The sequence below is a fragment of the Nonomuraea sp. NPDC049784 genome (assembly GCF_040659615.1).
Taxonomy (GTDB): Bacteria; Actinomycetota; Actinomycetes; order Streptosporangiales; family Streptosporangiaceae; genus Nonomuraea.
On sequence record NZ_JBFAMX010000732.1, the window covers coordinates 1 to 4,520 of the forward strand.

4 protein-coding genes and 2 pseudogenes are annotated in these 4,520 nt (G+C 71.1%); 2 read left to right on the forward strand and 4 right to left on the reverse strand.

Annotation, left to right across the window (positions count from 1 at the left end):
- Together AB0J09_RS57080 and AB0J09_RS57085 are read left to right on the forward strand one after the other, a co-directional pair.
- Positions 1-246 (forward strand): annotated as a pseudogene (locus AB0J09_RS57080) (hypothetical protein); the annotation flags it as partial.
- A 112-nt stretch (positions 247-358) separates the two neighbouring features.
- Positions 359-631: pseudogene (locus tag AB0J09_RS57085) on the forward strand (acyl-CoA dehydrogenase family protein); the annotation flags it as partial.
- Between the two features lie 25 nt (positions 632-656).
- Here AB0J09_RS57085 and AB0J09_RS57090 read toward each other — a convergent pair.
- From AB0J09_RS57090 to AB0J09_RS57105, 4 genes are all read right to left on the reverse strand, one after another.
- Complete coding sequence (locus AB0J09_RS57090; RefSeq protein WP_360711191.1) at positions 657-1,127, reverse strand: Lrp/AsnC family transcriptional regulator; 471 nt, start codon at positions 1,125-1,127, stop codon at positions 657-659.
- 24 nt (positions 1,128-1,151) lie between these two features.
- Positions 1,152-1,745 carry an ATP/GTP-binding protein gene (locus AB0J09_RS57095; RefSeq protein WP_360711194.1) on the reverse strand — a complete coding sequence of 198 codons (594 nt, stop codon included), beginning with the start codon at positions 1,743-1,745 and terminating at the stop codon, positions 1,152-1,154.
- A gap of 255 nt (positions 1,746-2,000) precedes the next feature.
- Positions 2,001-2,867: a terpene synthase family protein gene (locus AB0J09_RS57100; RefSeq protein ID WP_360711197.1), complete on the reverse strand. Its 867-nt coding sequence runs from the start codon at positions 2,865-2,867 to the stop codon at positions 2,001-2,003.
- A 129-nt stretch (positions 2,868-2,996) separates the two neighbouring features.
- Positions 2,997-4,520: CHAT domain-containing protein (locus AB0J09_RS57105; protein ID WP_360711200.1), on the reverse strand; the 1,524-nt coding region annotated here is incomplete at its 5' end.

Below are 4,520 nucleotides of genomic sequence, written 5' to 3' on the forward strand. Positions count from 1 at the left end.
GGAGGCGATCCCGGCCATCCGGCGCACGCGGCGGTGCGCGCGTACAAGGACGGGCTGCACGAGCTGTTCGCGGCCGAGCTGACCCGCCTGGGCCACCCCTCTCCCGGCTTCGGCGCCGACCAGCTGCTCGTCCTCATCGACGGGGTGCTGGCGCACGCCGTGACCCGCCCCGCCGCCCGCCCGGCCCTGGCGGCCCGCGCGCTGGCCCAGGTCGTCGTGGACCAGGCCGGTTCGCTGCCCGCCTAGAAAGGCATGACCATGCTCACCTCTGAGGAACAAGCCGTCGTCGACACGGTCCGCGACTTCGTCGACCGCGAGATCCGGCCCGTCGCCCGCGACCTGGAACACGCCCACCGTCGCCCGCCAGCTCATCCTGCACGCCGCCGAGCGTTACGAAACCGGTCAGCGCTGCGACATGGGGGCCGGCATGGCGAAGCTGTTCGCCTCCGAGGTCGCCATGAGAGCCGCGCTCAACGCCGTGCGCATCCACGGCGGCTACGGCTACTCCACCGAATTCGACGTGGAACGCTACTTCCGGGACGCGCCGCTGATGATCGTGGGCGAGGGCACCAACGAGATCCAGCGCAACGTCATCGCCGGCCAGCTGGTCAAGCGCGGCGGACTGGACTGAACCGGTGCCGCAGTTATCCGGGTGGTCAGGCGTCCGGGCCGGAGGGGGACTCGGCGGCCACCTCGGGGGCGCGGTGCTCGTACGGGGTGCTCAGCACGACCGTCGTGCGGGTCGAGACGTTGGCCGAGGCGCGGATCTGCTGCAGCAGGTCCTCCAGCGCCACCGGTGAGGCCACGCGTACCTTGAGGATGTAGCTCTCGTCGCCCGCCACGCTGTGGCACGCCTCGATGGCCGTCAGGTGGGCCAGCCGCTCGGGGGCGTCGTCGGGCGCGGCCGGGTCGATCGGCTTGATCGACACGAACGCGGTCAGCGGCAGCCCCACCGCGTCGTGGTCGATGATCGCGGCGTATCCGCGCACGACCCCGCGCTTTTCGAGGCGGCGTACGCGCTGGTGCACCGCTGAGACCGACAGCCCGGTCTCCCTGGCCAGGTCGGTGAAGCTCATGCGGCCGTCGCGTGCCAGCAGCGTGACGATCCGGCGGTCGATCTCCTCCATCGCCAAAAGGTTAGCCGGTCATGGTCACGACATGGTCCCGACGGGCGAGGCGCCCATGCGCATCGCATGCTCCATCAGCGTGATGAGCACCTCTCTGCCCGAGTCGCGCCTGCGGGCGTCGCAGTGCACGATGGGGATCTCCGGCTCCAGGCCTATCGCCGAGCGCACGTCGCCCACGGTGAACTGGCGGGTGCCGTCGAAGTGGTTGAGCGCCACGATGAACGGCTGCTCGCGCTTCTCGAAATAGTCGACGGCGGGGAAGCAGTCGTCGAGGCGGCGGGTGTCGGCCAGCACGACGGCGCCCAGCGCGCCCATGGCCAGCTCGTCCCACACGAACCAGAAACGTTCCTGGCCGGGCGTGCCGAACAGGTAGAGCATGTAGTCGTTGGCGATGGTGATGCGCCCGAAGTCCATGGCGACGGTGGTGGTGAGCTTCCTCTCGACGCCTGACAGGTCGTCGATGTCGGTCCCTACCTGGGTGAGCGCCTCTTCCGTACGCAGCGGCCTGGTCTCGGAGACGGCGCCGACCATCGTGGTCTTGCCCGCGCCGAATCCTCCGGCGACCAAGATCTTGATCGCCGTCGGCAGCCGCCAGTGGTCAGAGCGACCAAATTGCATTCAGCACCGCCTGTACATCTCCCGCGCATGCACAACCCGCCCCTGAGGTGCCGTGGTCAGTGGTACCTGTCAAGGTGTGTTGAGAAGGTCGCTCCACATGCCTGGCATCGAGACACCATAGCAACGCCACATTTTCCACTCAAGCCGCAATCTTTTACAAGAAACTAAATGTCACGGTTTGTCGCCTGCCGCACCCTATTCGCCGGACCAACCGGCAATCTGTCAAGCGAGCTTGTCATGGAATCCGACACGCCCTTAACGTGCCGGACCGTAGCCCGAAATACCGACAAAACCGGCGTTGAATCCGATCTGTCTTCGCAGGTAGACGGCCGTGCGGAGGCTGCGGGCCCGTACCGGCTCGATGAGGCCGGCCGCCTCGCGCGCCAGCTCGGCCATCGCGTCGGTCACCTCGGCGCGGCTGACACCGAGCGCCAGCACGTTCAGGTCGCCCCAGCTCATGTCCCTGCGGTACGAGGCCACGTCGCCGAGCAGGTGCAGGTAACGCTGAACCCGTTGACTCACCGCCCGCAGCTCCTCCAGGTGAGCCTTCGCCCAGTCGTCGGCCGTGTAGATCCAGTGCGACACGTCCACGAAGCACGAGCCGCGGCTGTCGGCGTTGTCGAGATAGCCGTCGAGTGTGGGGACGGTGCGCGTGTCGCGCCACACCCACGCCCTGGCCATGCCCGCCAGCATCCTGGCGAGCTGGTCGCGCCAGAGCCACCGCAGGCCGTCGAACTCCTTGACGGTGGCCAGCTCGTCGCGCAGGTCGGCCAGGAACCGCGTGACCGCCGACCGGGGCACGGCGCCGTCGGCGACGGACAGGCATTCGCTGGTCAGGCGGTTCACCTGCTCGCGGGTGGTCGCGGTGTGGTCCACGAGCCGGTCCACGGCCAGGACCCACAGAGCGGCCCGGTTGGCGACCTTCAGGCGCGCGGCGGTGGCCCAGGGGGCGCTGAAGGCCATGGAGAGGGTCAGTGCGCTGTAATCATCGGCGCTGAAGGCCGCCGTGGGGAACAGCCCCCTGTACATCTGGGCGCAGCGCCGCAGGTCTCTGCCGCACTCAGCGGCCAGCGCGCACGTCCTGCCGAGCTCGAACGCCTCGTCCAGCTCGTGGTCGGGCATCCTAAGGCCGCTCGATGAACTCGCGGATCATGGGCGACCGTCCCCCAAATACCCCTGAGATATATGCATCTGTAAGGAAATTCTTTCATGATCGCGCGCTTCCGATCAAGGTATCAGCAGCGTGGCCGATCAGCCCGCTCCGATGGCTATGAACGACACGTCGTCGCCCCTGGCCTGGCACAGCGCCTCGGCGAGGCCCAGCCCGCGGCGCAGGCCGTCGTGCAGGCCGACCATGACAGGCACGGCGGTCTCGTCGTTCACAGGGACGACGCTGGCGACGATCCCGGCGGTGCCGAGGCGGAGCAGGGCGGTCGCCAGGCCCAGCAGCTCGTCGGCGCCGACGGGGGCCATCTGGCCGGAGTCGCAGCTGGACAGGACGAGGTGGTGGGGTGCGCGGCGCAGGCGTTCGAGGTCGTAGCCGGTCAGGGGGCCGTCGTCGAGGTGGAGGGAGGAGAACAGCGGGCTGTCGGCCCTGAACGTGCCGTGCGCGGCCAGGTGGGCGAGCGGGCTTCCGTCGATGGCGTCGAGGACGGCGGGCGCCGTGGCCTCACCGCCTGCCAGGACGGCGATGTCGCCGTGCAGGCGGGCGATCTCGCGTATCTCGGCGTCGGCGTGGGGGACGCCGGGGCCGCGTACGAGGGCGATGCGGCCCCCATCGGGACGGCGGGCGGCCCTGGCGCGCAGCCAGGCCCCTGCGGAGGGGGCGACGGTGAACGGCCGGCGGCGCAGGGAGGGCAGCAGGGCCCAGGGGGTGGTGTGCAGGGTGCTCGGCGGCACGACGACGAGCGGCTCCCCTCTCAACGGCCACGCGTCGCCGAGCGGCCCGCCGGCGATCGGGCCGAGGAGCGCCTGTTCCAGGCGGGCGCCGAGGTCGTGGAGCTCGCGCTGGTCGGGGTGGCGTTCGTAGGCCAGGCGGCGGAGCCTGGAGCGGGCGAACTCGACCTCGGCGACGGCCCGATCCATCGGTCCCACGGTGCGACGGCGCACGGTGCCGTCACCGCAGAGCAGGACGTGCAGGGTGCTGTCGACCGCGACCAGCTCGACCAGCCGGCCTTCGCCCAGGGCGGCCAGGAGCCGTTCCGTCCGGTCGTCGTCGCGTTCCCCGCGCTCGCGGCCGCCGCGGGTGCGCAGCGTCGTGGCCCGTACGCGGGACTCCAGGCGGCTCCTGTCACGCTCGAGGGTCGCGGCCGAGGCGGCGCCGTCCTGGCGGGCCTGGGCCAGCTGGTGCTCGGCCTGCCGCAGGGCGGCGAGCTGGGCGAGGAGCCGGTCATCCTCGGGCGGGCACACGGCGGGCACGGCGAGCTCGGTGGCCCGCCACCGCTCCGTCCAGGCCAGGAGGCGGCGCGGCCGCCCGGCGCGCAGGAGGTGCCGCTGGGCGAGCGTGACCAGCTCCGCGCCCTGGGCCGTGGCCAGCGCGCGTAACTCGGACGAGCCGAACGTGAGGCGATGCTCCTCGATGAGCGCCAGGCCGGCGCGGCACGCGTGCAGCAGGCGGCGCGACTCCCCTGCCGCCTCGGCCCTGAGCGCCTCCGCCAGCCAGCCGCCCACCCGGGTCGTGGCGGGTCCCTTGTGCCTGACGTCCGCGGCCCTGGCCAGGTGCCGCTCGGCCACGCCTGGCCTGCCCAGGACGAGCGCGGCGAAGATGCGCCCCAC